This is a genomic window from Herminiimonas glaciei, from assembly GCF_042664955.1.
GTDB classification, from domain to species: Bacteria; Pseudomonadota; Gammaproteobacteria; order Burkholderiales; family Burkholderiaceae_D; genus Oxalicibacterium; species Oxalicibacterium glaciei.
In genome coordinates, this window is record NZ_JBHTBU010000001.1 from 220,323 (window position 1) to 244,550 (window position 24,228).

28 protein-coding genes are annotated in these 24,228 nt (G+C 54.9%); 20 read left to right on the top strand and 8 right to left on the bottom strand.

Annotated features, from left to right (window positions below; all coding sequences use genetic code 11):
* Positions 1 to 37: 37 nt before the first annotated feature.
* The 7 genes from ACFQPC_RS01010 (at position 38) to ACFQPC_RS01040 (ending at position 6,997) form a co-directional block, all read left to right on the top strand.
* On the top strand, positions 38 to 1,240 hold the full coding sequence (locus ACFQPC_RS01010) for a patatin-like phospholipase family protein (protein WP_382269800.1): 1,203 nt from the start codon (positions 38 to 40) through the stop codon (positions 1,238 to 1,240).
* A gap of 137 nt (positions 1,241 to 1,377) precedes the next feature.
* Complete coding sequence (locus tag ACFQPC_RS01015; RefSeq protein WP_382269801.1) at positions 1,378 to 1,752, top strand: guanyl-specific ribonuclease; 375 nt, start codon at positions 1,378 to 1,380, stop codon at positions 1,750 to 1,752.
* A gap of 46 nt (positions 1,753 to 1,798) precedes the next feature.
* On the top strand, positions 1,799 to 2,197 hold the full coding sequence (locus ACFQPC_RS01020) for a barstar family protein (protein WP_012080423.1): 399 nt from the start codon (positions 1,799 to 1,801) through the stop codon (positions 2,195 to 2,197).
* Positions 2,198 to 2,376: 179 nt separating this feature from the next.
* Complete coding sequence (purN, locus tag ACFQPC_RS01025; protein ID WP_382269802.1) at positions 2,377 to 3,006, top strand: phosphoribosylglycinamide formyltransferase; 630 nt, start codon at positions 2,377 to 2,379, stop codon at positions 3,004 to 3,006.
* Between the two features lie 68 nt (positions 3,007 to 3,074).
* On the top strand, positions 3,075 to 4,331 hold the full coding sequence (locus ACFQPC_RS01030) for an RsmB/NOP family class I SAM-dependent RNA methyltransferase (RefSeq protein WP_382269803.1): 1,257 nt from the start codon (positions 3,075 to 3,077) through the stop codon (positions 4,329 to 4,331).
* Complete coding sequence (locus ACFQPC_RS01035) at positions 4,332 to 5,696, top strand: mechanosensitive ion channel family protein (protein ID WP_382269804.1); 1,365 nt, start codon at positions 4,332 to 4,334, stop codon at positions 5,694 to 5,696.
* 107 nt (positions 5,697 to 5,803) lie between these two features.
* Entirely contained in the window at positions 5,804 to 6,997 is a 1,194-nt protein-coding gene (locus tag ACFQPC_RS01040; RefSeq protein ID WP_382269805.1) for a DesA family fatty acid desaturase, read from the top strand.
* Between the two features lie 804 nt (positions 6,998 to 7,801).
* Here ACFQPC_RS01040 and ACFQPC_RS01045 read toward each other — a convergent pair.
* The 4 genes from ACFQPC_RS01045 to ACFQPC_RS01060 all read right to left on the bottom strand — a co-directional run bounded on the left by ACFQPC_RS01045 (position 7,802) and on the right by ACFQPC_RS01060 (position 9,862).
* Entirely contained in the window at positions 7,802 to 8,074 is a 273-nt protein-coding gene (locus tag ACFQPC_RS01045) for a hypothetical protein (protein WP_382269806.1), read from the bottom strand.
* Between the two features lie 15 nt (positions 8,075 to 8,089).
* Positions 8,090 to 8,641, bottom strand: a complete 552-nt coding sequence (locus ACFQPC_RS01050; RefSeq protein ID WP_382269807.1) for a GNAT family N-acetyltransferase — start codon at positions 8,639 to 8,641, stop codon at positions 8,090 to 8,092.
* A complete protein-coding gene (locus ACFQPC_RS01055; protein WP_382269808.1) occupies positions 8,634 to 9,089 on the bottom strand; it encodes an NUDIX hydrolase in 456 nt (151 codons plus the stop codon). The genes ACFQPC_RS01050 and ACFQPC_RS01055 overlap by 8 nt, the downstream gene beginning before the upstream one ends.
* 101 nt (positions 9,090 to 9,190) lie before the next feature.
* Positions 9,191 to 9,862, bottom strand: a complete 672-nt coding sequence (locus tag ACFQPC_RS01060) for a GntR family transcriptional regulator (RefSeq protein WP_382269809.1) — start codon at positions 9,860 to 9,862, stop codon at positions 9,191 to 9,193.
* Positions 9,863 to 10,192: 330 nt separating this feature from the next.
* Between ACFQPC_RS01060 and mdcA the strand changes: the two genes are divergently transcribed.
* The 7 genes from mdcA to ACFQPC_RS01095 are packed head-to-tail and all read left to right on the top strand — an operon-like array spanning position 10,193 to position 16,328.
* Positions 10,193 to 11,860, top strand: coding sequence for a malonate decarboxylase subunit alpha (gene mdcA / locus ACFQPC_RS01065; protein ID WP_382269810.1), 1,668 nt, complete (start codon positions 10,193 to 10,195; stop codon positions 11,858 to 11,860).
* An 8-nt stretch (positions 11,861 to 11,868) separates the two neighbouring features.
* Positions 11,869 to 12,183, top strand: coding sequence for a malonate decarboxylase acyl carrier protein (gene mdcC, locus ACFQPC_RS01070; protein ID WP_382269811.1), 315 nt, complete (start codon positions 11,869 to 11,871; stop codon positions 12,181 to 12,183).
* Positions 12,180 to 13,079 (top strand): biotin-independent malonate decarboxylase subunit beta, encoded by a 900-nt coding sequence (locus ACFQPC_RS01075; RefSeq protein ID WP_382269812.1) that lies wholly within the window; start codon positions 12,180 to 12,182, stop codon positions 13,077 to 13,079. Before mdcC ends, ACFQPC_RS01075 begins: the two co-directional genes overlap by 4 nt.
* Positions 13,076 to 13,792 carry a biotin-independent malonate decarboxylase subunit gamma gene (locus tag ACFQPC_RS01080; RefSeq protein ID WP_382269813.1) on the top strand — a complete coding sequence of 239 codons (717 nt, stop codon included), beginning with the start codon at positions 13,076 to 13,078 and terminating at the stop codon, positions 13,790 to 13,792. Before ACFQPC_RS01075 ends, ACFQPC_RS01080 begins: the two co-directional genes overlap by 4 nt.
* A complete protein-coding gene (gene mdcG / locus ACFQPC_RS01085) occupies positions 13,776 to 14,447 on the top strand; it encodes a malonate decarboxylase holo-[acyl-carrier-protein] synthase (RefSeq protein ID WP_382269814.1) in 672 nt (223 codons plus the stop codon). Before ACFQPC_RS01080 ends, mdcG begins: the two co-directional genes overlap by 17 nt.
* On the top strand, positions 14,444 to 15,352 hold the full coding sequence (mdcB, locus tag ACFQPC_RS01090) for a triphosphoribosyl-dephospho-CoA synthase MdcB (RefSeq protein ID WP_382269815.1): 909 nt from the start codon (positions 14,444 to 14,446) through the stop codon (positions 15,350 to 15,352). The genes mdcG and mdcB overlap by 4 nt, the downstream gene beginning before the upstream one ends.
* Before the next feature lie 28 nt (positions 15,353 to 15,380).
* Complete coding sequence (locus ACFQPC_RS01095) at positions 15,381 to 16,328, top strand: ACP S-malonyltransferase (RefSeq protein WP_382269816.1); 948 nt, start codon at positions 15,381 to 15,383, stop codon at positions 16,326 to 16,328.
* Between the two features lie 29 nt (positions 16,329 to 16,357).
* Here ACFQPC_RS01095 and bluB read toward each other — a convergent pair whose 3' ends face one another.
* From bluB to radC, 4 genes are all read right to left on the bottom strand, one after another.
* Positions 16,358 to 17,020 (bottom strand): 5,6-dimethylbenzimidazole synthase, encoded by a 663-nt coding sequence (bluB, locus tag ACFQPC_RS01100; protein WP_382269817.1) that lies wholly within the window; start codon positions 17,018 to 17,020, stop codon positions 16,358 to 16,360.
* A 127-nt stretch (positions 17,021 to 17,147) separates the two neighbouring features.
* The gene (gene rpmG, locus ACFQPC_RS01105; protein WP_012080405.1) at positions 17,148 to 17,315 is read right to left on the bottom strand and encodes a 50S ribosomal protein L33; all 168 of its coding nucleotides are present in this window, start codon (positions 17,313 to 17,315) and stop codon (positions 17,148 to 17,150) included.
* 22 nt (positions 17,316 to 17,337) lie between these two features.
* A complete protein-coding gene (gene rpmB, locus ACFQPC_RS01110; protein WP_041296590.1) occupies positions 17,338 to 17,574 on the bottom strand; it encodes a 50S ribosomal protein L28 in 237 nt (78 codons plus the stop codon).
* A gap of 222 nt (positions 17,575 to 17,796) precedes the next feature.
* Positions 17,797 to 18,471, bottom strand: a complete 675-nt coding sequence (gene radC / locus ACFQPC_RS01115) for a RadC family protein (RefSeq protein ID WP_382269818.1) — start codon at positions 18,469 to 18,471, stop codon at positions 17,797 to 17,799.
* A gap of 115 nt (positions 18,472 to 18,586) precedes the next feature.
* On the opposite strand from radC, the gene ACFQPC_RS01120 reads away from it, so the two are divergent.
* The 6 genes from ACFQPC_RS01120 (at position 18,587) to ACFQPC_RS01145 (ending at position 24,072) form a co-directional block, all read left to right on the top strand.
* Positions 18,587 to 19,042 carry an FKBP-type peptidyl-prolyl cis-trans isomerase gene (locus ACFQPC_RS01120; protein ID WP_382269819.1) on the top strand — a complete coding sequence of 152 codons (456 nt, stop codon included), beginning with the start codon at positions 18,587 to 18,589 and terminating at the stop codon, positions 19,040 to 19,042.
* 85 nt (positions 19,043 to 19,127) lie between these two features.
* Positions 19,128 to 20,057 (top strand): 4-hydroxy-3-methylbut-2-enyl diphosphate reductase, encoded by a 930-nt coding sequence (gene ispH / locus ACFQPC_RS01125; RefSeq protein ID WP_382269820.1) that lies wholly within the window; start codon positions 19,128 to 19,130, stop codon positions 20,055 to 20,057.
* Positions 20,058 to 20,413: 356 nt separating this feature from the next.
* Complete coding sequence (locus tag ACFQPC_RS01130; protein ID WP_012080400.1) at positions 20,414 to 21,343, top strand: branched-chain amino acid ABC transporter permease; 930 nt, start codon at positions 20,414 to 20,416, stop codon at positions 21,341 to 21,343.
* Positions 21,344 to 21,352: 9 nt separating this feature from the next.
* Complete coding sequence (locus tag ACFQPC_RS01135; RefSeq protein WP_382269821.1) at positions 21,353 to 22,567, top strand: ABC transporter permease subunit; 1,215 nt, start codon at positions 21,353 to 21,355, stop codon at positions 22,565 to 22,567.
* Positions 22,568 to 22,576: 9 nt separating this feature from the next.
* Positions 22,577 to 23,347 carry an ABC transporter ATP-binding protein gene (locus ACFQPC_RS01140; RefSeq protein WP_012080398.1) on the top strand — a complete coding sequence of 257 codons (771 nt, stop codon included), beginning with the start codon at positions 22,577 to 22,579 and terminating at the stop codon, positions 23,345 to 23,347.
* Positions 23,347 to 24,072 carry an ABC transporter ATP-binding protein gene (locus ACFQPC_RS01145; RefSeq protein ID WP_382269822.1) on the top strand — a complete coding sequence of 242 codons (726 nt, stop codon included), beginning with the start codon at positions 23,347 to 23,349 and terminating at the stop codon, positions 24,070 to 24,072. The genes ACFQPC_RS01140 and ACFQPC_RS01145 overlap by 1 nt, the downstream gene beginning before the upstream one ends.
* The last annotated feature ends 156 nt before the right edge of the window (positions 24,073 to 24,228 follow it).

The window sequence follows — 24,228 nt, forward strand, 5'->3', positions numbered from 1 at the left end:
TTGTCCGACATCCGAAAGGCCTGAATAATTGGTGGCTATGCGAGATCAAAAGAAAATTGGCCTGGTATTGACCGGAGGCGGTGCGCGCGCGGCTTATCAGGTTGGCGTGCTGGAAGCGGTATCGACCATCTTGTGCGAAGCCGGTTGGGCACCGGAGAAAAATCCTTACGACATTATTTGCGGCACTTCTGCCGGTGCCATCAATGCGACCGCGCTGGCCTGCCATGCCGATGATTTTTTCCCCGGCCTGAAACGGGTCGTGCATGTGTGGGAAAACTTTACTGCGGAACAGGTCTATCGCGCTGACTCGCTGGGCGTCCTGCGTTCCGGCGCGAAGTGGTTGTCGCTGCTGTCCTTTGGCTGGTTGTTGCGCACCTGGAAAGCCAACCCGCCGAATTCCCTGCTCGACAATACCCCATTGGTCAGCCTGCTGAACCGCATGCTGAACCTGCCGCGCCTGGATGCGGCGCTGGCGGATGGAAAACTGCATGCACTGGCGGTGACAGCCTCTTCATATACCGCCGGCAAGCATATGACCTTTTATCAGAGTGAAGTCGATATTGAACCCTGGGTGCGAACGCAGCGCGTGGCGATACGCAGCCAGATCGGGGTCGAGCATTTGCTGGCTTCGTCAGCGATTCCATTGATCTTCCCGGCCACGCCGATTTTTTGTGAAGGGCGACGCGAGTATTTTGGCGATGGTTCGATGCGCCAACTGGCACCGATTTCACCGGCTATCCATCTGGGGGCCGACAAGGTACTGGTGATCGGAGCCGGACGTTTGATGGAGCCGGCGCTGGACCAGTCGCTGAATGCGCAATACCCGAGCCTGGCGCAAATTGCCGGTCATGCACTATCCAGCATTTTTCTCGATAGTATCGCCGGCGATATTGAGCGCATGAATCGCATCAATCAAACCTTGTCGGTATTGACCGATGAGCAAAGAAGCAAGACGCCCTTGCGGCCGATAGAGATGCTAACCATTGCCCCATCGGAAAGACTTGACACAATTGCAAGTCGTCACATCAGCAGCCTGCCACGTCCGGTGCGCATGCTCTTATCCGGTATAGGTGGTGCCGAAGTGCGCGGTGCGGCATTGGCTTCCTACCTGTTGTTTGAAAAAAGCTACACCTGCGAGCTGATCAATCTCGGGCGCAAGGATGCGCTCGCGCACAAGACCGAAATCCTGTCATTTTTCTCTACCCAGGACACTGGCCAGGCCGAAAACGCTGTCGTCTAGACTCTTGGGAATTCCCGGCTTGTCAAGCAATTACGTGTTGATTCGGACAACACAACACGTTACTCTCGGGTATTGGACGCCTCAATTTGATAGAGTGCGTCAATAGGATGCGTCAATTATTAAGTGAAGGAATTTCGGTGAAAGTTAAATTCATCACACGTTTTTTCCTGTTTTTCGCTACATTCTTACTTTCTTACAACGCTTTTGCTTTCGATTCCGGTGCGCTGGGTGTTGTTTCAGTTAATGATTTGCCGCGGGAAGCGCAGCAAACCATCGCCATGATTCGCCAGGGCGGGCCTTTCCCTTACGACAAGGATGGTTCGGTATTTGGCAATTATGAAAAGGTTTTGCCGCAGCAAAAGCGTGGTTATTACCGTGAATACACTGTAAAAACGCCGCGCGCCCGCAATCGCGGTGCGAGACGCATCATTACCGGGGGCGAGAAGAGCAAGCCGCGCGAATATTATTACACCGCCGATCACTATAGAAGCTTCAAAAGAGTCATAGAGTGAGCGGGGTGTGTTCTGTTAATAATAAATTGCTGGAGATGAGGGATAAATGAGTTTGTTTAAAACCGTGCCGCTCAATGTAGTGCAGTCGATCCGAGCGTTCCGTGTCGCCGATTTGCAGGCTGAAGCTGCGCATCTTGGACAGCACTTCCTGTATGCACATTGTGCGCATGCGACTACCAAGCAGCAGGTATTGGCCGCGATAGCGGAGGCATTCCAGTTTCCCAAGCATTTTGGCAAGAATTTCGATGCCTTGTCCGACTGCCTGACCAGCCTGGCGCATAAAGCCGGACCGCAGCCGGGTTTCCTGGTGGTGCTGGAACAATTGCCAAATACACCAAAGTTCGACAAGGAAGCACGCGAAACCCTGCTTGACGTGTTCCGCGATGCAGCCGATTTCTGGGCTGACAAAAAAATCGCCTTCCGCGTGTTTTATTCCTTCCAGTAAGCAAAATCTACGCAGCCGCTGGTGCCTGGCGGCTCGCTACTTCGCCTGAATTCAGGGCAAATTCGCTCCTTTTTCCCTAGTCGCAAGCGTTGTTTGGCCAGCAAATCCGGCATGTATAGTTGCGCACGCTGCTTTCCGGCTTCGGTCCGATAGGCCCGCGGTACGGTACAATGCGCGCCATGAGAAGAATCGTCATTTTGATTTCGGGGCGCGGCAGTAATATGCGGGCCATCATCCGCGCTGCGCAAAATGAAGAATGGCCGGCACGGATTGCGGCCGTCATCAGCAATAAGGCGGATGCATCGGGTTTGGCCTACGCCGCCGAACACGGGATTCCTACCCTGGTAGTCGCCAATAAAGACTATCCGAGCCGAGAGGCCTTTGATGCGGCCTTGCAAAGCAAGATCGACTCTTTTGCGCCGGATTTGGTGGTTTTGGCTGGCTTTATGCGGGTGTTGACGACACCTTTCGTCGCGCATTATGCCGATCGCATGCTGAATATCCACCCGTCGCTGTTACCAAGTTTTGTTGGTTTGGCAACGCACAGACAGGCGCTGGCGGCCGGGGTCAAATTGCATGGCGCGACCGTGCATTTTGTAACTGCAGAGCTGGACCATGGTCCTATCGTGGCGCAGGCGGCGGTGCCGGTGCTGGCCGACGATACCGAAGAAAGCCTGGCCGCACGTGTGCTGGAACAGGAACACATTATTTATCCCCGCGCGATACGCTGCTTCCTGGATGGACGTTTGTCCGTGCATGACGGTGTAGTGCGTATTGGTCCGGACGCAAGCGAAGCGCAAGCTGGCTAATCAATAGCTTGCCTGGTCGGCGTTTGCTGAATGTCCTGACAGACAAAATATTTTATGAAGGAAAGTGCATGAGATTGCCTCCCGCGATCATTAATAACACCGAAGAAGTATTACGCGAGATCCTGCGTTTTACCGGCCCGGCTGACGGTACCTTATCGCGTTATTTCCGCGACCATCCAAAACTGGGTTCACGCGAACGCGGCGTGGTGGCCGAAGCGGTTTACGGTTTGTTGCGTAATAAAGCTGTGTACACCAGCTTTGCCGAATCCGGAAACGGTCCGACCATGCGTCGAATGACCTTGCTCGGCCTGGCCGATGCAGTCGGCGTTGAAGCATTGGGTGGGCTGACCGAAGAAGAAACCGAATGGCTGAACCATGTGATGCAAATCGATCGCACCTTGTTGCCATCGCTCCTGCGTTCGAATATGCCGGAATGGCTGTTTGAAAAACTGGTTGCACGTGACGGTGAAGCCACTGCGCTTGAACTGGCGCATGCAGTGAACCAGCCGGCACCACTGGATTTGCGTGTGAATGCAATCAAGGCGACACGTGAAGACGTGATCACGGCTTTGGCTGAAGCGCCTATCCTGTGTGAGCCTACGCCATATGCTCCTTTGGGCATCCGCATTATCAAGAAACCGGCTTTGCAAAACCTGCCGCTGTTCAAGAACGGTTCCATTGAAGTGCAGGACGAAGGCAGCCAGTTGCTGTCGCAAATCGTCGGTGCGAAACGCGGTGAAATGGTGGTCGATTTCTGCGCCGGTGCCGGTGGCAAGACTTTGTCGCTGGGTGCGGCAATGCGCAATACCGGTCGCCTGTACGCTTTTGATATCTCGGAAAAACGCCTGGCCAAGCTGAAGCCGCGCCTGGCACGCAGTGGCCTGTCGAACGTACATCCGGTGCAAATCGCGCATGAAAACGATGCCAAGGTGAAACGCCTGGCCGGCAAAATTGATCGCGTACTGGTCGATGCGCCATGTAGCGGCCTCGGTACCTTGCGTCGTAATCCGGATGTGAAATGGCGTCAGACCCCGCAATCGCTGGTAGAGTTAAATGAAAAGCAGGCTTCCATCCTCGCCGGTGCGGCACGTCTGGTCAAAGCCGGTGGTCGCCTGGTGTATGCAACCTGCAGTATTCTGGATGAAGAAAACGAAGCGATCGTCGCCGGCTTCCTCGCATCACGCGACGATTTCGTTTTGATTCCTATGAGTGAAGTGCTGGCCGAGCAAAAGATAGATTTGAAGATGGATGATTATCTGAAGCTGTCGCCGGCCTTGCATCACACCGATGGTTTTTTTGCGGCGGTACTCGAACGTAAAAAATAAATGAAACAAAACCTGCTCTCTACGCTCTGGACTGATTTGTGGACCGACCTGGGTATCCCGGGTTTGCGCTGGCAACTGATTGCCATGGTGTTGTGTTTTGCACTGGCTTGGGGGATCGCCCGCATCGTACGTAATTTGCTGGCGACCAAGGAGCCGCAACAGAATGCACTGCGGCGTCTCGGAGTAGAAAGTTTTACGCGGGTTTTGTGGCCTTTGCTGACCTGGTTATTGCTGGCGATTGCGAAAGCCATCCTCGAACGCCTGGATGGTGTCGACGGGGTCGATGTCCTGCGCGTGGTGATGCCGCTGGTCGCCTCGTTTGCGCTGATACGGCTGGCTTTCTATGTCATGCGGCGCGTGTTTGCGCGTGGCGGCAAGACCAGTGCCTTCGTCCTGCTATTCGAAAGAAGCTTCGCGACACTGGTCTGGATCGTGGTGGCCTTGCACATCACCGGTGTGCTGCCGGACATCGTCGAATTCCTCGACGACACCTTTGTCCCGCTCGGTAAACATAAAGTCTCGATGATGACGATGCTGCAGGCCGTCGTCTCGGTCGGCGTGACGCTGATCATCGCCTTGTGGGCTTCCGCCATGATCGAAGAGCGCCTGATGCGCCTCGACGGCATGCATTCGTCGATGCGTGCTGTGCTGTCGCGCATGAGCCGTGCGGTACTGATCCTGATTGCCTTGCTGGTCAGCCTGTCGATGGTGGGTATCGACCTGACCGTGCTGTCGGTATTCGGCGGTGCGCTGGGCGTCGGTCTTGGTCTCGGCTTGCAAAAGATCGCCAGCAGCTATGTCTCCGGCTTCATCATCCTGCTCGAGCGCAGCATGACCATAGGCGATACCGTCACGATGGATAAATTCACCGGCCGTGTGGCCCAGATCAATACCCGCTATACCGTGCTGCGCGGCGGCGATGGCAGCGACACCATTTTGCCGAATGACTTGTTTGTCTCAAATGCGGTACAGAATCTGTCGCTGAGCGACACTGTGGTGCAATTGACAACCCGCATTTCAGTGGATTATCGGACTGATATCGATTTGGCATTGCGTTTGCTGGAAGAGGCCGCACTTGGCGTAGAGAAAGTGCGCAAGGGGCCGGACCGCGTACCGGGAGCCACCATGGTGGCCTTTGGTGCCGACGGGATCGACTTGCAACTGGGCTTTTGGGTAAATGAGCTGGACGGGCGAGGCACTGTCTTGTCTGATGTCAATCGTGCAATCTGGCGATCATTTCAGGCAAACGAGATCAATGTTCCGTTCCCGCAACGTGAAATAAGGTTGATTGACGAGCAATACGGACCGATAAAAGAACGTTTAAATACTGCGAAAAACCCCGCAAAATCGGATATAGGCTCTTAAAAAGGCTATAATTCGTCTCGAAAATTTGCCAGATAGCCCTAGCTTTTCCATAAAGCGCTACCATCTAGGGGAGACCATATATCTATGGCATTCATATTGGAGCCACAATGATTGACGCAGTACTCGATTTTTTAGCTAACGGCCTGACCCGCGCCAGCGGTTGGGAAGTGTTTTTCTACGCGCTTGCCGTGACTCACATCACGATTGCAGCCGTCACGATCTATTTGCATCGCAGCGCCACGCACCGTGGACTGGACTTGCATCCGATCCCTAGTCATTTCTTCCGTTTCTGGTTGTGGCTGACCACCGGTATGGTTACCAAAGAGTGGGTTGCGATCCATCGCAAGCACCACGCCAAATGCGAAACCGAAGAAGATCCGCACAGCCCGGTCACCCGCGGTATCAAGAAAGTATTTTTCGAAGGCGCCGAGTTGTACCGCGCCGAGTCGAAAAATATGGAAACCATGGAAAAGTATGGTTACGGTACGCCTGACGACTGGGTCGAACGTCATATTTACACTGGCCGCAGCGCGACCGGTATCGTGCTGATGTTGTTCATCAACGTCGCATTGTTTGGTGTGATCGGTGTGTCGGTATGGGCCTTGCAGATGGCATGGATTCCTATCACCGCAGCCGGCATCATCAACGGTATTGGCCACTACTGGGGTTACCGCAACTACGAATGCAATGATGCGGCAACCAACATCTTCCCGATCGGTATCCTGATCGGTGGTGAAGAGCTGCACAATAACCATCATACCTTTGGTACCTCGGCCAAGCTGTCGGCCAAATGGTATGAGTTCGATATCGGCTGGATGTATATCCGCATGCTGGAAACAGTCGGCCTGGCCAAGGTCAAGAAAGTTGCACCGCAACCGAAGTTCGATCCGGCCAAATTGCATCTGGATTTCGACACCCTGCAATCCGTCATCGCGAATCGTTATGATGTGACTGCAAAATATGCGAAATCGCTGAAGCAGACCTGGCACGATGAAGTCGAACACCTGAAAGAAAAAGCACAGCTGGAATCAGGTTTCCTGCGTTCGACGAAGAAGCTCTTGCATCGCGAACCAAATAAACTGGAAGCGCCGCATAAAGAACAATTGACGACATTGTTCGCACACAGCAAGCCACTCAAAACGATGCATGAAATGCGTGTTGAGTTGGGTGCGATCTGGGAGCGTTCACACGCCAGCCGTGATCAGTTGCTGCATCAGTTGCAAGACTGGTGTGCACGCGCTGAAGCGTCGGGCATTACTGCTTTGCGTGATTTCTCCTTGCGCCTGCGCAGCTACGCTTAAGTAAGTTGATGTATTGAATAAAAAAGCCCGCTTATGCGGGCTTTTTTATTGTCTGTTTTATTTAGTGATTTGTTGTTGATGTTGTTCTTTCTCCGTGGAGAGTTGGTATGCCGGGGGTAGCCCGGCGGCTACTCACTTTCTTTGCTTCGCCAAAGAAAGTAAGCAAAGAAAGGCGACCGCAGGAGTCGTTGCCCGCTGCGCGGGTCCCCAAGGCAAGCGATTGCCAGCCGGCGTCGCAAACCAACTCGCTACGCTAAAGCTTCGCTCAGACATGTTTGCGCCGTTGGACCCGTCTGACAACCGCTTGCCTTGGCAACGCCAGATGCGGGAACGTCAAAAGCAGCAGCCTTGTTGAAGGAAAGTATGTGCGTTGCTAGTAAAGAGGCTGTGGTTGTTAGTCCACTGTGACGATGCCGTTTGTGCGGGGCAGAAAATGGAAAAAGAAGTGGACGTTGTCTGAGCGCAGCGAGTTTCGTCCGCTTCCCATTTTTTGTCTTGCACAAACGGGGCCCCCGTAGGGGCAGCGGCGCCGTGGTCGCTTTCTTTTGCTTACTTTTCTTGGCGAGACAAGAAAAGTGAGTGGCCGCCGGGCCACCCCCGGCAACGCACTTCTCCACGGAGAGTGAACAGCATCAGCAGAACAAAAGTTACCAGCACGCTGTAATGTGCATAACTAATAAAGTTATCCCCGTTTTGTGTGCACATGCTTGTGGATAACCCCAGGGCAAGTGACCTATGTTATTGATAGGTAAGGAATTTCATTTCATGCTCAAATGTGGGCATGCACTGCTTTGAGCGGTGGTTTTATTTGTTGCCGGCTTGCGGCTTGACCCATTCAATGAGCCAGCCGCTGGGCGCGACCCAGTCCGGCAGGCGCGCATCCTTGCTGGCGATCATGCTGGCGCGCAGGACGATCTTCAGCGTGTACATATCGATGATCTCGCCTATTGCCGGATTGCTGAGCGAGGTCACGAAGGTTTGGAAAGTCTTTTGGCATTCATCGACAGAGCCCATCGTCAGCAGGTCACCTATGCCGCCTTTTTGTTGTCCTGTTTCCCATGCGAATAATGCGTACATAGTGTGCTTTCTGTTTTAGCGCTCTTCACCAAATTGCGTTTGCATGATGATGGCGTCCGCATCATGCGTTGCAATCGATGCGAAGAAATCCTTCAGGCGCGCGATTTCGGTGTAACCGCTGTCCTGGTAAATCTTGTGTGCGCCTGTCCATTCGGCACTGAGCAAGAGGATGGAACCGCGTACATGCGTCAATTGTGTGCGTAGCATATGCACCGATTGCTGGAAGAATTTCTTGCCCAGTCCGCTGCCACGATATTCGCGGGCGACAGTCATGGATGAAATGTAGAGCTGGCTGCCATCTGCCCTATGGGTGTCCTTGATGTCGTGGCCCAGTGCAAATGCTGCTTCATGCAAAGTACCATCGTTGTCCCAGAGTTCCGAACACAGATAGCCAGTAGCCATATCGCTGTCATTCGCCAATACAAGGAAGCCTGCAGGAAAATGGTACATGCGTTCCAGCATCACGCTTTTATCTTCCTGGATGCGCTGGTGGAAGCCGCCGTCTTCCAGGTCCATGATGCGCTCTATATCGTCAGCCCGGGCGCAGCGTATATTCAAGTTATGCATTGGTCGTTGCGTTGGCTTGCAGCATGGCGATCAGGTTTTCCGGCCATACCTGTTCGGTGGTTTGTTCCAGCTCGGCTTGTGACCACCAGTGATGCGCTGTCATGCATTCAACTTCTGCCGCAGTCCAGCCGCTACGCGATAACTGCGTGTCGCTGACGCGAATGCGGAAGTAACGTTCGTCTTCATTGACGTATTCGCCATTTGGTAATTGCAGTATCAACTGGCGCTGCGCAATCTCGGGACCGACTTCGGTGACCTGTATTCCTGTCTCTTCCCACAACTCGCGGATGGCCGCCTCTTCAAAGCTTTCATCACCTTCGACGCCACCACCGGGTGTGGCCCAGTAGCTTTGTCCGGCCAAAGCACCATTGCGATGTTCGAAATAAAACAGCAGGACCCGGTCTGCAGGGTCGGTAATCAGCAAGCGAGAGGCGGGGCGTAGGCGCACGGTTTCCCTGGTCCTTGAAATTTTGAAAGTGGAGATGCAGCAGGCAGCGTGTTGAACACTGATCCGGACGCATATTGTATATGCGCCCGGCGTAACGGGTATCAGGCTTCGCTGGCCAGCGCGGAGAGTGATGCAACCAGATCGCTGAAACGCTGGCCCTGGATCATGATGTGCTGGCGTAACAGTTCGGCTGCAAGATCGCCTTTGCCTTCAATGATGGCATCGACCACGGCACCATGTTCTTCAAACGATGCCGTGACGCGATTGCGTACCCGCAGTTGCAGGCGGCGGTAAGGACGCAGGCGGCGCTGCAGCGCACGTGCCTGTTCTTCGAGAAAGGTGTTTTTGCTACCAATATAGATTTGCTGGTGGAATTCTTCGTTCTTGTAAAAGTAGGCGTCTGAGTCAGCGTCATCACGTGCCTGTTTGCAAGCCAGGTGGGTCGCCATCAATACCGCGTGTTCCACCGGACTCATGCGGCGCGCCGCCAGTCGGGCGCACATGGCTTCCAGTTCCGCCATCACTTCAAACATTTCTATCAATTGCTGCGGACCAATCTCGGCCACGATGGCACCACGGCGCGGACGTATCACCACGATGCCCATCGACGCCAGCTGGATCAGCGCTTCCCGGATCGGTGTGCGCGAGACGCCGAAGCGTTCGGCCAATACCGTTTCATCGAGATGCTGCCCGGGTTTGAGTGTCCCAACGGCAATCATTTCTTCGATTTGCTCACGCAAGGTTTCTGATCGCGTTTGAGTGTTGTCCGTCATGTTTTCTGTGTATCTCACAATCTAATCTTGTGGTTTTGATTACGATTTTATGCTTGACAATGTATGCATATAATAAGATCTTGTATACAAGGATAAACCATAAAAACATTTAGTTGAAAAATATATCCATTGTAACTACGGGAAAGGCATGACATCACATCACAGACACGTAGAACTATTTTGAGTGCATTTGCTGGTACACCGTTGTTGGGCGTGACTCCGTCTTAATGGGCGCAAAAAGTAGAAATGGCTGCTGCTGCGATGATCCTGCTATGCCTGTTCCCTGAAGTAGCAACAGCGTTGCCTGATATGTTAATGGGAGAAAAGTAAATGCAAGGTAGTAAGCGCGAGTGGGATCATCGCCAGAAGAACCGCGATGCGCGACTGGTGCGGGCGGCTGGCAAACTGGGAGCCGCGCTCAGCGGCAAGCTGGTGCAGGCCGAACGTATGGTCGAGTTGTTGCATAGCGTGATCGAATCAGGTGACCGCGTCTGCCTCGAAGGCAATAACCAGAAGCAGGCCGATTTCCTTGCTGCCGCCTTGTGCCAGCTGGATCCGGCGCAGGTGCATGATCTGCACATGCTGCAGTCGGTGCTGGCTTTACCCGAACATCTGGACTTGTTCGAGAAGGGCATCGCCTCCAGGCTGGATTTTTCTTTTTCCGGTCCGCAAGGCGCGCAGCTCGCGCGCCTGGTGGCCGCCGGGAAAATCAATATAGGCGCGATCCATACTTATCTTGAATTATTCGGCCGTTATTTCATCGACCTGACACCACGCGTCGCCTTGATTGCAGCGCAGGCGGCAGACCGGCACGGCAATTTATACACCGGTCCGAATACCGAAGACACACCGGCCATTGTGGAAGCGACCGCCTTCAAGAACGGCATCGTGATTGCGCAAGTCAATGAAATCGTCGATGTGTTGCCACGTGTTGACGTACCTGCAGACTGGGTTGATTTCGTGGTGCAGGCACCGACCCCGCATTACATCGAACCTTTATTTACACGCGATCCTGCATTGATTTCCGAAGTACAGGTCTTGATGGCGATGATGGCGATCAAGGGCATCTATGCCGAGTACGGTGTGGAGCGTATCAATCACGGCATTGGTTTTGATACTGCGGCAATTGAATTGATCCTGCCGACCTATGCCGAGTCGCTGGGATTGCGCGGAAAGATAGGGCGGCACTGGGCGTTGAATCCGCATCCGGCGCTGATCCCTGCGATTGAAGCCGGCTTCGTTGAATCCGTGCATTCCTTTGGTTCCGAATTGGGCATGGAGCGCTACATCGAGTCACGCCCGGATGTATTTTTTGTCGGGCGTGATGGCTCTATGCGCAGCAACCGCGCGATGTGCCAGGTCGCCGGGCACTACGCTTGCGATATGTTTATCGGCTCGACCTTGCAAATCGATTTGCAGGGGAATTCTTCTACGGCGACCCTTGGACGCATTGCCGGTTTTGGTGGTGCGCCCAACATGGGTTCGGATGCGCGTGGCCGACGACACTCGAGCCCGGCTTGGCTCAAGGCCGGCCAGCAGGCGCAGCAAGGCAAGAAAAAAATTCCGCGCGGCCAGAAGCTGGTGGTGCAGATGGTCGAAACCTTCCGCGAGCATATGCAGCCGGCCTTCGTTGAAGAACTCGATGCATGGCAGTTGGCGGAGCAGGCCAAGCTGGATATCCCGCCGGTCATGATTTATGGCGACGACGTTACACATATCCTGACTGAAGAAGGGATTGCCAATCTGTTGCTGTGCCGTACCGAAGAAGAACGCGAGCAGGCGATACGCGGTGTCGCCGGTTATACCGCGGTCGGCATGGCGCGCGACCGCAAGATGGTGGAAAACCTGCGCGACCGCGGCATCATCCTGCGCGCCGAAGATATGGGCATAGACAAGCGCATGGCAACCCGCGATTTGCTGGCGGCCAAGAATATGAAGGACCTGGTACGTGCTTCCGGCGGTTTATATGCACCACCTAAACGTTTCAGGAATTGGTAGGACTGGATATGGAAACTTTGAATTTTCGTTTTGAAAAAGGCGACAGGCGCCTGGCCTCGCAAGCCAATATGGTCGGCGTAGTCAGTTCCGGCAACCTGGAAGTCTTGATCGAATCGATCGACCTGAACGGTGGCTGTGAAGTTGAAATCAAAACTGCAGCAGTCGGTTTCGGTGCGATCTGGCAAGCGGTGGTCGCGGACTTCCATGCGCGCTGGTCCTTGCAGGATGTACGCATCCTGATCAACGACGCAGGCGCAACGCCGGCGGTAGTCAGCCTGCGCCTGGATCAGGCGGTGGAATCAGTGATGGGAGCGACAGCATGATCAGCTATCTGGAAGCGAATGCACGCCAGCGCATCCATGCCTTGCTGGATGCCGGCTCGTTTGAAGAATTCCTGCCGCCCAGCCTGCAAATTGTCAGTCCGCACCTGGCGCAACTGGATACGCCGGCTTCATTTGATGATGGCATCGTGATCGGACGCGGCACCCTGCAAGGACGCACGGTGCTGGCAGCCGCGCAGGAAGGTGGCTTTATGGGCGGTGCGGTTGGCGAGGTGCATGGCGCGAAGCTGGTCGGCCTCTTGAAGCGCGCGGTCAGCGAGGGTGTGGATGGTGTGATCCTGCTGTTGGAAACCGGTGGCGTGCGTTTGCATGAAGCCAATGCCGGTTTGATCGCGGTGTCGGAAGTCATGCGCGCGGTACTCGATACACGTGCTGCAAACATTCCTGTGATCGTACTGGTCGGTGGTGCCAACGGTTGTTTCGGCGGCATGGGCATAGTCGCCTGCTGTGCGAACGACATCCTGATGTCGGAAGAGGGCAGGCTGGCGATGTCGGGACCGGAAGTAATCGAAACCACGCATGGCGTGGAAGAATTCGATTCGCGTGATCGTGCACTGGTATGGCGGACCACCGGTGGCAAACACCGTTATCTGCTGGGTGATTGCAGTGCGGTGTTGCCGGATGATATTGCCGCTTTCCGCCAGGCTGCATTCGATACGCTGATGCGCTATCAACAAAATTCGGCACAACTGACGCTGGAAGACTTGGAGTCAGAACACGCACTATTGAACCGACGCCTGCAGGATTTCGGCAATTACTCTGAACCGATGGATATCTGGTCGCGCCTGGGAGTGGCGAATCCTGAAATCCTGCCTATGCTGGAAGCAGAGGCTTTCATGCAAAAGGTTGCCGGCAAGCGGGCGGGAGAACAGCGATGAAATGGCAAACCCTTGCTACACAGTTATTTCCACAAGGACATGACATTGTGGAGCATGACTACTTCTTGCGTGGCAGCGCCAAGGTCGACCAGCAAACGGTGGCGGTTATCGGTACCACCGGCCACACGCCGATAGGCGTGGAAATCGCGCTGGCACAGGCGAATGCGATCATCGATACGATGCACAATTTCCCCGGCCGCCCATTGGTGATCCTGGTGGATACGCAAGGCCAGCGTTTGCGTTATCGCGACGAGATGCTCGGCATCAATCGCTATATGGCGCACCTCGGCAAGTGCATCGACGTCGCACGGCGTCGCGGCCACAAAGTGATAGGGCTGGTATATGACCAGGCCTTGTCCGGTGGCTTCATCACCAGCGGTTTGATGGCGGATGCCTGCTATGCATTACCGGAAGCGGAAATCCGCGTGATGGGCCTGGCCGCGATGGCACGTATTACCAAGGTGCCGCTGGAGCGACTGACCGAGTTGGCGCAGGCCAATCCGGTATTTGCGCCCGGTGCGGAAAATTACCTGAACATGGGCGGTGTCGAAGCAATCTGGCAGGGTGACCTGGAATCCTGCCTGGCGCGCGCCTTGCAGCAGGCAGACAGTATTGACCACCGTAGTGCGCGCGGCTTGGAACGGGGCGGGCGCAAGATGTCATTGCCGGTGACGCAGCTCGTACTGGGAACGCGTGATGTTGTACCGACATAACCGGATCTGGCTGAGCAAACGGGGCTGGCAGCGTGCATGTGCGTCGGCCGATAAAGCGCAGCTGCCGGAGATTGAACGCTGGGCGGCGCATGACTGGCCGCTGGTGGTACGTCGTAGTGATGTAGGTTTTGAGGTGGCAACTGTGGCTGTCGGCCTGGCGCTGCCGCCGGATGCGGATAGTGGTAGGAAGGTCAGGATTCCGCTCTCCGTGCATCCGGACGATATTGCCCGGCATGAGGCACCGCTGGCATGCGCGCACGCCGCAAGTGCATTGCCGCTCGCGTGGCAGCCGGCGTTTGCCGATTTGTTGCATGAACTGACTGCAGCGCAACTGGAGTGTCGTGTGTATGGCTCCGTTGCTTTACAGGCGATAACAGGTTTGCCTTATGTGAAGGCAACTTCCGATATTGATGTTTTGTTCTATCCGTCTACGCATGCACAACTGCAGCAAGGCCTGCATCTGCTGCAGCAATATGTGCAAAGTTTGCCGCTGGATGGAGAAATAGTTTTCCCCTCCGGGCATGCAGTGGCCTGGAAAGAGTGGGCGGAAGCCGTTAAAAGTCCGGACAAGGTAAAGGTCTTGGTGAAAAGCATGCGCACCGTGAACCTGATGGATGTCACTGATTTATTGTCTGAACTGGAAGAGCTATCGTGAAACGAGCAGACAGGGTGTTGAAAGCATCGTCCGGCGTTGTAAGGGAAACTGAGCCTGCCAGTTCATCCCTGCGCAGCGCCTGCCTGCATACCGCGGTATGCGCCATTCGCAGCTTGCATGCGGAACTGATGCTGTATCCGAAACCGGGTCTGGTTTCACCTGTCGACAATGGCAGTCATAGCGATATGGATGCGGACTTGTTCATGCGTAGCCTGTTCGCCTTGCGCCACTACTTTAAGCATATGGCGCAGGCCGGTACGCAAGCGCTGCCCTTTGATGTCCTGAAAGAGCTGGGGCTGCAGGCCGAGCGCCGCATGTTGGCAGCTACCGGCGGCATCAATACGCATCGCGGCGCTATCTTTTCGCTGGGTATATTGTGTGCGGCAGCCGGTTATTGCCATGCGCAGTCTTTACCCCTCACTCCGGATAATTTGCGTACAGTGATTCGCCGCCAGTGGGGAACGGCCTTAACTGATCATGCGCGTCCTTCCGTTGCCAAATTGTCGAATGGTATCCGTGTCTCCCACCTGTATGCAGTCCATGGTGCGCGGGCGGAAGGTGCACAGGCGTTTCCGGCCGTGTTCGAGATTGGTTTGCCGCGATTACTGCAATCGTTTGCTGCGGGCCGCGATACCAGTAGTGCGCAGATCGATACCTTATTCAGCCTGATGGCACAGATGAGTGATACGAATATTTATCATCGGGGTGGGGCGGATGGTGCAGCGCTGGTCAGGCTGGCCGCACAAGACTTCATGCAGATGGGCGGCAGTGCGTATCCAGACTGGCGTGCGACAGCGCTGGCTTGCCATCACTTATTTGTCAGCCGGGATTTGTCACCGGGCGGTGCAGCGGATATGCTGTCTGCCAGTTGGCTGGTGTATCAACTCGCACCCGCCATTGCATAAACCGTCCCGGCTTGCAGGTTGAATTTTGATGATGAATCGCGTTGCTATTTTGTGTTCCGGCCAGGCCGACCAGCATGCCGGCATGTTTGACCTGGCGCGCGAAGATGCGCGTGCTGCCCAGTTGTTGCAAGCGTGGCCGCTGGAAGAATTATGCGGTCACCCGCTGCAGGATATCCTGAGCGATGACAAACTCCTGTTTGCCAATCCGATTGCACAACCGCTGGTGGTCGCCTCCATCCTTGCTACCTGGGAAGCAGTCAAAACTATTATTCCCAAGCCTGTCGTCGTGGCCGGTTACAGCATAGGCGAATTGGCATCATGGGCGGTCGCGGGTGCCTTGACGGCGGAAGAGGCGATCAGGCTCGCAGCTTTGCGGGCCAGATTGCTGCAAGCATGTATCGCTGACGGTCAGCCGCAAGTGATGCTGGCCATTTCACTCTCACAATCCCTGGTCCGGATGTCAGAGATCCAGCCTTTGTTGCAGGCACATGGTTTTTACATGGCAATTGAAGTCGATGAAGACTCCATCATCGCCGGTGGTTTGCTGCAACAAGCTGACGCACTGGAGACAGCGATTGCGCATGCCGGCGGCAAGGTCACGCGCCTGCCGATAGAGATTGCTTCGCATACGCCATGGATGCAGGCAGCGGTCGTACCATTCGCAGAAGCACTGACATCCAGCGCGATCAAAGCGCCGGCCTTCCCGGTACTGGCAGGAATATCCGGTGCGCGTTTGCTGGACAAAGATGCAGCGGCAGGCCATCTGTCGCGCCAGTTGGCCGAGCCGATACGCTGGCAGGCAGTAATGGACAGCCTGGATGAAGCGGGCGTGACCATGGCGCTGGAGCTTGGGCCGGGTGCAGCCCTGGCGCGCATGCTCAAGACACGTCATCCACATATCCAGTGCCGTTCCATCGCAGAATTCCGCTCGTTGGCAGGGATAAGGAAATGGATAGCGCAGTATGTGGATGTGTGAAAAAGTGATGTGATTGCGCTGCGGCTTGATCAGTCAGTGCGAGGTGATGGCGTGTTCCAGGAATTCTCGTAAACGATTTCATCGAGCGCCTTACGCTTATCCCAGGCTTCCATTTCCAGCATCGGTGCCGGATAAAATTCCTGCACATGACCCAGGCATAGAATCGCAACCGGCCGGCTACCCTCGGGCATGCAGCACAGCTTGCGCAAGCTTTCGGGATCGAATAGGGAGACCCAGCCGAGACCGATGCCTTCGGCGCGCGCCGCCAGCCACATGTTCTGGATCGCACAGCTCACCGATGCGAGATCCATTTCCGGCATCGTGCGGCGACCAAAGATGTATTTTTCGCGCTGATTCGTTAAGCCGACCACCAGTACTTCGGCGCAAGAGAGTATGCCTTCCACTTTCAGGCGCATGAATTCATCCGAACGTTGTGCCAGTGCGTCGGCGGTGGCGATGCGCTCTTCTTCCACATGTTGCCGTATGGTCTTGCGCAGGCCGGTATCGGTGATGCGTATGAAACGCCACGGTTGCATCAGGCCGACGCTGGGTGCCATGTGTGCGGCACGGATGAAGCGCTCCAGCTGGCCGTCTGCCAACGGGGTGGGCAGGAAGTGACGCATATCGCGGCGCTCGCCGATGGTCTTGTAGACGGCGGCGATTTCTTCATCGGAGAATTTGTTTGGATTCATATTTCCTGCGGATGCCCGGTTTTTTGCTAGTGCCTAGTTTACAGGTTGGCGTGGCCAGGGCGCTTAAACATCAGGAATAAAAAAAGCCGCTTCAAGGAAGCGGCTTCTCTGCGAAACAAAAGATCGATTACTTGATCTTGGTTTCTTTGTATTCAACATGCTTACGGACTTTAGGATCGAATTTCATGATCGCCATTTTTTCCGGAGTCGTACGCTTGTTTTTAGTCGTGGTGTAGAAGTGACCCGTGCCTGCGGTCGATTCCAGCTTGATTTTGTCGCGGCCTGATTTCGCCATGATTATTCCTTTATTCTGCTAGTTAGACTTTTTCGCCACGAGCGCGCATATCAGCCAAAACAGCATCAATGCCGATTTTGTCGATTACACGCAAACCGGCGTTGGACAGACGCAGGGAAACCCAGCGATTCTCGGACTCAACGAAAATGCGGCGATTTTGCAAGTTAGGCAAAAAACGACGTTTCGTTTTGTTGTTTGCATGGGAAACATTGTTGCCGACCATCGGCCCCTTCCCAGTGACTTGGCAGACACGTGCCATATTTGTGCTCCTAAAGATTTCCGGAATTGGAAAAAAAGTGAGTATAGCCAAAAATTCGAGTTTATTCAATGACTTGCGTGAAATAATTGTGTCTTTGTGCGTTATCAATATTTAACAATTTGAGAGGCACTGTGTAACAAGTGAGCGATACCCCGGTAAGGGCGGTTTACAGAGCGGGCGCCAGGCCCGGCGCTGCTGCTGGCTCATCGGACCGGCAGGAATTCATAAATGTCCGTGTTCGGCAAAAGAATAGACATTTTTACCACCAACCACGAAATGATCGAGCACCCGCACATCAATCAGTGCCAGCGCCTGCTTCAGGGCTTGCGTCAGGCTGTGGTCGGCGGCGCTGGGCTCGGATGAGCCGGACGGGTGGTTGTGTGCGAGGATGACGCTGGCCGCATTGTGTGTCAGTGCTTCCTTGACGATTTCGCGCGGATAGACGCTGGTATGGGTGAGGGTGCTGCGGAATAATTCTTCGCAGGCGATCAGGCGATTCTTGACGTCCAGGAAGAGTACGGCAAAAGCTTCGTACTGCTTGCCGCCTAATAGTAATTGCAGGTACTTTTTTACCGCCTGTGGTGAATTCAGCGAAATGCCGATTTGCAATTCCTCGCCCAGGGAGCGTCGCGTCAACTCCAGTACCGCCTGCAATTGCGCGTATTTGGCCGGGCCAAGGCCATTCAGTTGGGAAAAGTCATCAAGGCTGGCGGAAAACAAGGCATGCAGTGAGCCAAAGTGATTCAGCATGTCGCGCGCCAGGTCGACCGCACTTTTACCCGCAACACCCAGTCGCAGGAATATCGCCAAGAGTTCTGCATCGGTCAAAACGGCCGGGCCATACTTGATTAGGCGTTCGCGCGGGCGGTCTTGCTCCGGCCAGTCTGTGATTGCCAAGATTACCTCCTGCCAGCAAAGAATTATCGGTTTGTTATGTCCTTTCAATTATGGGAGGGCTGGAATGCGCAAGGTGGCTTAAAATAGCGCTAGTCGTGCAACTCGGAATTTTCCCATGTCAAATGAACTACAGCCCGTCGTTACGGAAACCGCTTACCTGACGCTGCATTACCGCCTCGCATCCAGCGCAGGGGAAGATATCGTCAGCACCTTTGCGGAAAATCCGGCCACTTTACAATTGGGACAGGGGCAGTTGGCACCATTCCTTGAGGCTTGCCTGCTGGGTTTGCCGGAAGGGACACACCAGACATTTGATTTGCCGCCGGAACGGGCTTTCGGTCCGCGTAATCCGGAATTGTTGCAGCGCCTGTCGCGCAATGTGCTGGATAAGAATTCGGTGCCGGGCGACGATTATGTGATCGGCGACCTGGTTGAGTTTGCCGCGCCCAGCGGTGGCAAGTTTGCCGGCGTGCTGCGCGAGATCGATGAAGAAACCGCCTTGTTCGATTTCAATCATCCGCTGGCCGGTCAGTCGCTGCAGTTTGAAGTGAAGATCATTGGTATTTTGTAAGCAGTGCTGGTTTGCTTGCAGGTGTTTGCAACACAATATTTAGCCGGCCCTGGCGTCGCGAGGGCCGGGGCATCAAAGGATAAAGATGGACACTGAAATTTTACTGGCCCAGCCGCGTGGTTTTTGCGCCGGTGTGGATCGTGCGATTGAAATCGTGGAACGTGCACTGACCGAGTTCGGTGCGCCGATTTACGTTCGTCACGAGATCGTGCATAACGCCTATGTGGTGACCGATTTGCGCAACAAGGGCGCGATCTTTATTGAAGAGCTGGATGATGTGCCGGCCGGCAATACGGTCGTGTTTTCCGCGCATGGCGTGTCCAAGGCGGTGCAGGCCGAAGCCGAGAAGCGTGGCTTGCGTGTCTTCGACGCGACATGCCCGCTGGTTACCAAGGTCCATATCGAAGTGGAAAAAATGCGCCGCGACGGTCGCGAGATCATCATGATTGGTCACGATGGCCATCCTGAAGTCGAAGGCACGATGGGCCAGATTGAAGACGGCATGCATTTGGTCGAAACGGTCGACGATGTGGAAAAATTGCAGGTACGCAATCCGGACATGATTTCCTATGTCACGCAAACCACCTTGTCGATAGATGACACCGCGGACGTGATCGCCGCATTGAAGAGCCGCTTCCCGAATATCTCCGAGCCGAAAAAAGCCGACATTTGCTACGCCACCACCAATCGCCAGGAAGCCGTTAAATTCATGGCGCCGCAGGTGGACCTGGTGATCGTGGTCGGCAGCCCGAACAGCTCCAATTCCAACCGTTTGCGTGAAGTCGCCGAGAAGCGCGGCGTACCGGCCTATATGGTCGACAATGCATCGCAAATCAATCCTGACTGGTTGCGCGGCAAGCGTCGTATCGGCCTCACCGCCGGTGCTTCCGCCCCAGAGGTTTTGGTGCAGGCTGTGATTGACCGCCTGAAAGAGTGCGGCGCGCAAAGCGTGCGTACACTGGAAGGCGTGGAAGAAAACGTTATCTTCCCGTTGCCCAAGGGCCTGAAGCGTTAATTACTGCGGCGCTAATTACCGATTTGTCTTTAGCATCTACGGATAAATTGAATGGCGGCGGCGGTGCATTCGGTATAATCGCCGCCAGCTTCCAAGCTTATCTAGAGACGAACTGGAGACAATAATATGATGATTCCTTCCCGAATTTCCCCGATTCAGGCGACCGTTATTCGTCCTTCCGCCTGCGCACTCCCGACTGCAGATGTATATCGTGCGGCACCTTTGAATTGATCAGGGTGCCGTTTTTGTTTTATCTGGAATGATTTTTGCGACGTATTTGCATCAATCGGTCGGCTGCACTCGCGCCCTGCGACCAGGCACGACCGGATAGCATTCTTTAAGAGAGTAGCCAAAACATGGATATATTCATCCAGCAAATCATTAATGGCCTGGTGCTGGGCAGCATGTACGCACTGGTCGCACTCGGCTATACCATGGTGTACGGCGTGCTCAACCTGATTAATTTTGCGCATGGCGATGTGCTGATGATAGGTGCGATGGCCGGCCTCACCATCCTCAAAATGCTCAATACGGTGGCCCCCGATTTGCCCGGCATCGTGAAACTCATCATTGCCATCCTTGGTGCGATCCCGGTATGCGTTGCGGTGAACGTGCTGATCGAACGGGTTGCTTACAGGCGTCTGCGTAATGCGCCGCGCCTCGCACCCCTGATTACCGCCATCGGCGTTTCCATCCTGTTGCAGACTTTGGCGATGATGATCTGGGGTCGCAGCCCGATTCCATTCCCGCAAGAAATGCCGACCGAGCCTTTGCACATCATGGGCGCCTTGATTTCTCCGACGCAGGTGATGTTGCTGATCCTGGCTGCGGTAGCGATGGGCTTGCTGGTCTTGCTGATTGAAAAAACCAGGATGGGTCGTGCGATGCGCGCCACTTCCGAAAATCCGCGTGTCGCCGGTTTGATGGGAGTCGATTCGAATCGCGTGATTGTCATGACCTTTGCCATTGGTGCGATATTGGCGGCGATTGCCGGCGTGATGTGGGCAGCCAATTATTCATCGGCACAATTTGCGATGGGCTTTGTGCCCGGCCTGAAAGCTTTCTCCGCTGCCGTGCTGGGTGGTATCGGCAATATCTATGGTGCGATGCTGGGCGGTATTTTGCTCGGCCTGATCGAAAGCCTGGGGGCCGGTTATATCGGTGACCTGACCGGCGGTTTCCTCGGCAGCCACTATCAGGATATCTTTGCCTTCGTGGTCCTGATCATCGTGTTGACGCTGCGACCGTCCGGCATCATGGGCGAACGTGTGCCTGACCGCGCGTAAGGAGGACATATGGCAAATTATTTCGATACCAAAAATAATCCGCGCAAAGCCTATACCGGTTTGCTGGTGATATTGGCGATTGCGCTGGTCTTCCCCTTCATAGCGCAAAACTTTGGTAACTCATGGGTGCGCATCATGGACTTTGCGCTGCTCTACATCATGCTGGCGCTGGGTTTGAATGTGGTGGTCGGTTTTGCCGGTTTGCTTGATCTCGGTTACATCGCCTTTTACGCGATCGGTGCCTACCTGACGGCTTTGCTGGCGTCGCCGCAGTTCGCGGTGGTGCTGGAATCCTTCGTCAATCAATATCCGCCTATAGGTGAGGCCTTGCTGTGGGTGTTCGGGCCCGAGATCGCGCAGAACGGTATCCATCTGTCCTTGTGGGCCATCGTGCCGCTGGCCGCGCTGGTCGCCGGTTTCTTCGGTGCCTTGCTGGGTGCGCCTACGCTCAAGCTGCGTGGTGATTACCTGGCGATCGTAACGCTGGGCTTTGGTGAAATCATCCGTATCTTCATGAACAACCTGAACGGTCCGGTCAATATCACCAACGGGCCGCAAGGCATCAATATGATCGACCCGATCCGCATCTTCGGTGTTTCGCTCAACGGTGAAGCCGGTTCGCGCGCGACGGTGATGATAGGTGACTACGCGATGCCGTCGGTGAACGCCTATTATTTCCTGTTCCTGTTTTTGTGTATCGCGATTATCTTCATCTCGGTGCGTTTGCAGAATTCACGTCTCGGTCGTGCCTTTGTGGCGATCCGTGAAGATGAAATTGCCGCGAAGGCGATGGGCATCAACACGCGTAATGTCAAATTGCTGGCTTTCGCGATGGGTGCTTCCTTCGGTGGCATCGCCGGGGCGATGTTCGCTTCCTTCCAGGGTTTTGTTTCGCCTGAATCCTTCTCGTTGACGGAATCGATAGCGGTACTGGCGATGGTCGTGCTCGGTGGCATGGGGCATATTCCGGGCGTGGTGTTGGGCGGCATTATTCTCGCCGCCTTGCCGGAAGTGTTGCGGCATGTGGTGGAACCCTTGCAGCAGAGCCTGTTCGGCGAAGTGCTGATCGATGCCGAAGTCTTGCGTCAGTTGCTGTACGGGCTGGCGATGGTATTGATCATGTTGTACCGCCCGGCCGGTTTGTGGCCGTCGCCGAAGAGCGAAGACCGGCCGACCGCGGATAACGATACCGCGAAAAAATCCACTGATGTCGTGGCGGTGTAAGAGGATCCCATGAGCGAGCAAATCATTCTCAATATCGCGGGTGTCAGCAAGCGCTTCGGCGGCTTGCAGGCTTTGTCGGATGTCAACATCAAGATCATGCAAGGCCAGATCTATGGCCTGATCGGTCCCAACGGCGCCGGCAAAACCACTTTCTTCAATGTGATCACCGGCTTGTACCAGGCCGATACCGGTAGTTTCGAACTGGCCGGCAAACCTTATTCACCGTCGGCACCGCACAAGGTGGCGAAGGCCGGTATCGCACGGACATTCCAAAACATTCGTTTGTTCGGCGAAATGACGGCGCTGGAGAACGTCATGATAGGACGCCATGTGCGCACCCATCAGGGCTTGTTCGGCGCAGTATTCCATCACAAGGCGGCACGGCGTGAAGAAGCGGAAATCCGCCAGCGTGCGATGGAGTTGCTGGAGTTTGTCGGCATTGCGAAATTCGCCGAGCGCACCGCGCGCCATTTGTCATATGGCGACCAGCGTCGCCTCGAAATCGCACGCGCACTGGCTACTGATCCGCAATTGCTGGCGCTGGATGAACCGGCGGCCGGCATGAACGCAACGGAGAAGCTGGGTCTGCGCGAATTGCTGGTCAAGATCAAGGCGGAAGGTAAAACCATTTTGTTGATTGAACATGACGTCAAACTGATGATGGGTCTGTGCGACCGCATCACCGTGCTCGATTACGGCAAGCCGATTGCGGAAGGTGTGCCGGCCGATGTGCAAAAGGATCCGGCCGTGATTGAAGCCTATCTCGGAGGTTCGCACTGATGGCTGATACCGTGCTGAAAATTTCCGGACTGAAGGTCGCTTACGGCGGCATTGAAGCAGTCAAAGGGGTGGACCTGGAAGTCCATAAGGGTGAACTGATTACGCTGATCGGTGCGAATGGTGCAGGCAAGACCACGACCCTCAAGGCGATTACCGGCACCTTGCCGAATTGCCGGGTGGAAGGGCATATCGAATATGCGGGTCAGCCGATCAAGGGTTTGCATTCCTTTGAACTGGTGCGCAGGAAGCTGGCGATGGTACCGGAAGGGCGTGGCGTATTCACCCGCATGTCGATCCAGGAAAACCTGCTCATGGGTGCGTTCACACGTGACGACAAGGATGGGATCGCGGCTGATATCGATAAGTGGTTCGGCGTCTTCCCGCGCCTGAAAGAACGCGCGGCGCAGATGGCCGGCACCCTGTCCGGCGGCGAACAGCAAATGCTGGCGATGGCGCGGGCACTGATGAGTCATCCTGAGTTGCTATTGCTGGATGAACCTTCGATGGGTTTGTCACCGATCATGGTGGAGAAAATCTTTGAGGTGATACGCACCGTATCGGCACAGGGCATCACCATCCTGCTGGTCGAGCAAAACGCCAAACTGGCCTTGCAGGCCGCCAATCGTGCTTACGTGATGGAATCCGGCCTGGTAACCATGCACGGCGATGCACAGCAAATGTTGAGCGATCCCAAGGTCAGGGAAGCCTATCTCGGTGAAGGTTGATTCAGGCCTTTCGCTTTCCGTTTTTTCTCCGTAGTATTAGGCGCAGTCGGTTCGTGTTAACACGTGCCGACTGTGTTTGCGCAGTGGCTGTCCGGCTACAAAAATCACAATTGCTTAGAAATCGAAAATCATAAACATGTTTAAATTTCCTGCTGA

Excerpts from the sequence above, each read along its gene's own strand:
- purN (WP_382269802.1), top strand. The coding sequence starts at position 2,377 with ATGAGAAGAATCGTCATTTTGATTTCGGGGCGCGGCAGTAATATGCGG.
- ACFQPC_RS01050 (WP_382269807.1), bottom strand. The coding sequence starts at position 8,641 with ATGCATAACTTGAATATACGCTGCGCCCGGGCTGACGATATAGAGCGC.
- ACFQPC_RS01045 (WP_382269806.1), bottom strand. The coding sequence starts at position 8,074 with ATGTACGCATTATTCGCATGGGAAACAGGACAACAAAAAGGCGGCATA.
- ACFQPC_RS01020 (WP_012080423.1), top strand. The coding sequence starts at position 1,799 with ATGAGTTTGTTTAAAACCGTGCCGCTCAATGTAGTGCAGTCGATCCGA.
- ACFQPC_RS01075 (WP_382269812.1), top strand. The coding sequence starts at position 12,180 with ATGATCAGCTATCTGGAAGCGAATGCACGCCAGCGCATCCATGCCTTG.
- ACFQPC_RS01120 (WP_382269819.1), top strand. The coding sequence starts at position 18,587 with ATGTCAAATGAACTACAGCCCGTCGTTACGGAAACCGCTTACCTGACG.
- rpmB (WP_041296590.1), bottom strand. The coding sequence starts at position 17,574 with ATGGCACGTGTCTGCCAAGTCACTGGGAAGGGGCCGATGGTCGGCAAC.
- ACFQPC_RS01095 (WP_382269816.1), top strand. The coding sequence starts at position 15,381 with ATGATGAATCGCGTTGCTATTTTGTGTTCCGGCCAGGCCGACCAGCAT.
- ACFQPC_RS01145 (WP_382269822.1), top strand. The coding sequence starts at position 23,347 with ATGGCTGATACCGTGCTGAAAATTTCCGGACTGAAGGTCGCTTACGGC.
- bluB (WP_382269817.1), bottom strand. The coding sequence starts at position 17,020 with ATGAATCCAAACAAATTCTCCGATGAAGAAATCGCCGCCGTCTACAAG.
- ACFQPC_RS01080 (WP_382269813.1), top strand. The coding sequence starts at position 13,076 with ATGAAATGGCAAACCCTTGCTACACAGTTATTTCCACAAGGACATGAC.
- ACFQPC_RS01030 (WP_382269803.1), top strand. The coding sequence starts at position 3,075 with ATGAGATTGCCTCCCGCGATCATTAATAACACCGAAGAAGTATTACGC.
- ACFQPC_RS01135 (WP_382269821.1), top strand. The coding sequence starts at position 21,353 with ATGGCAAATTATTTCGATACCAAAAATAATCCGCGCAAAGCCTATACC.
- ACFQPC_RS01010 (WP_382269800.1), top strand. The coding sequence starts at position 38 with ATGCGAGATCAAAAGAAAATTGGCCTGGTATTGACCGGAGGCGGTGCG.
- ispH (WP_382269820.1), top strand. The coding sequence starts at position 19,128 with ATGGACACTGAAATTTTACTGGCCCAGCCGCGTGGTTTTTGCGCCGGT.
- ACFQPC_RS01040 (WP_382269805.1), top strand. The coding sequence starts at position 5,804 with ATGATTGACGCAGTACTCGATTTTTTAGCTAACGGCCTGACCCGCGCC.
- mdcC (WP_382269811.1), top strand. The coding sequence starts at position 11,869 with ATGGAAACTTTGAATTTTCGTTTTGAAAAAGGCGACAGGCGCCTGGCC.
- ACFQPC_RS01060 (WP_382269809.1), bottom strand. The coding sequence starts at position 9,862 with ATGACGGACAACACTCAAACGCGATCAGAAACCTTGCGTGAGCAAATC.
- rpmG (WP_012080405.1), bottom strand. The coding sequence starts at position 17,315 with ATGGCGAAATCAGGCCGCGACAAAATCAAGCTGGAATCGACCGCAGGC.
- mdcG (WP_382269814.1), top strand. The coding sequence starts at position 13,776 with ATGTTGTACCGACATAACCGGATCTGGCTGAGCAAACGGGGCTGGCAG.
- ACFQPC_RS01140 (WP_012080398.1), top strand. The coding sequence starts at position 22,577 with ATGAGCGAGCAAATCATTCTCAATATCGCGGGTGTCAGCAAGCGCTTC.
- ACFQPC_RS01130 (WP_012080400.1), top strand. The coding sequence starts at position 20,414 with ATGGATATATTCATCCAGCAAATCATTAATGGCCTGGTGCTGGGCAGC.
- ACFQPC_RS01035 (WP_382269804.1), top strand. The coding sequence starts at position 4,332 with ATGAAACAAAACCTGCTCTCTACGCTCTGGACTGATTTGTGGACCGAC.
- mdcA (WP_382269810.1), top strand. The coding sequence starts at position 10,193 with ATGCAAGGTAGTAAGCGCGAGTGGGATCATCGCCAGAAGAACCGCGAT.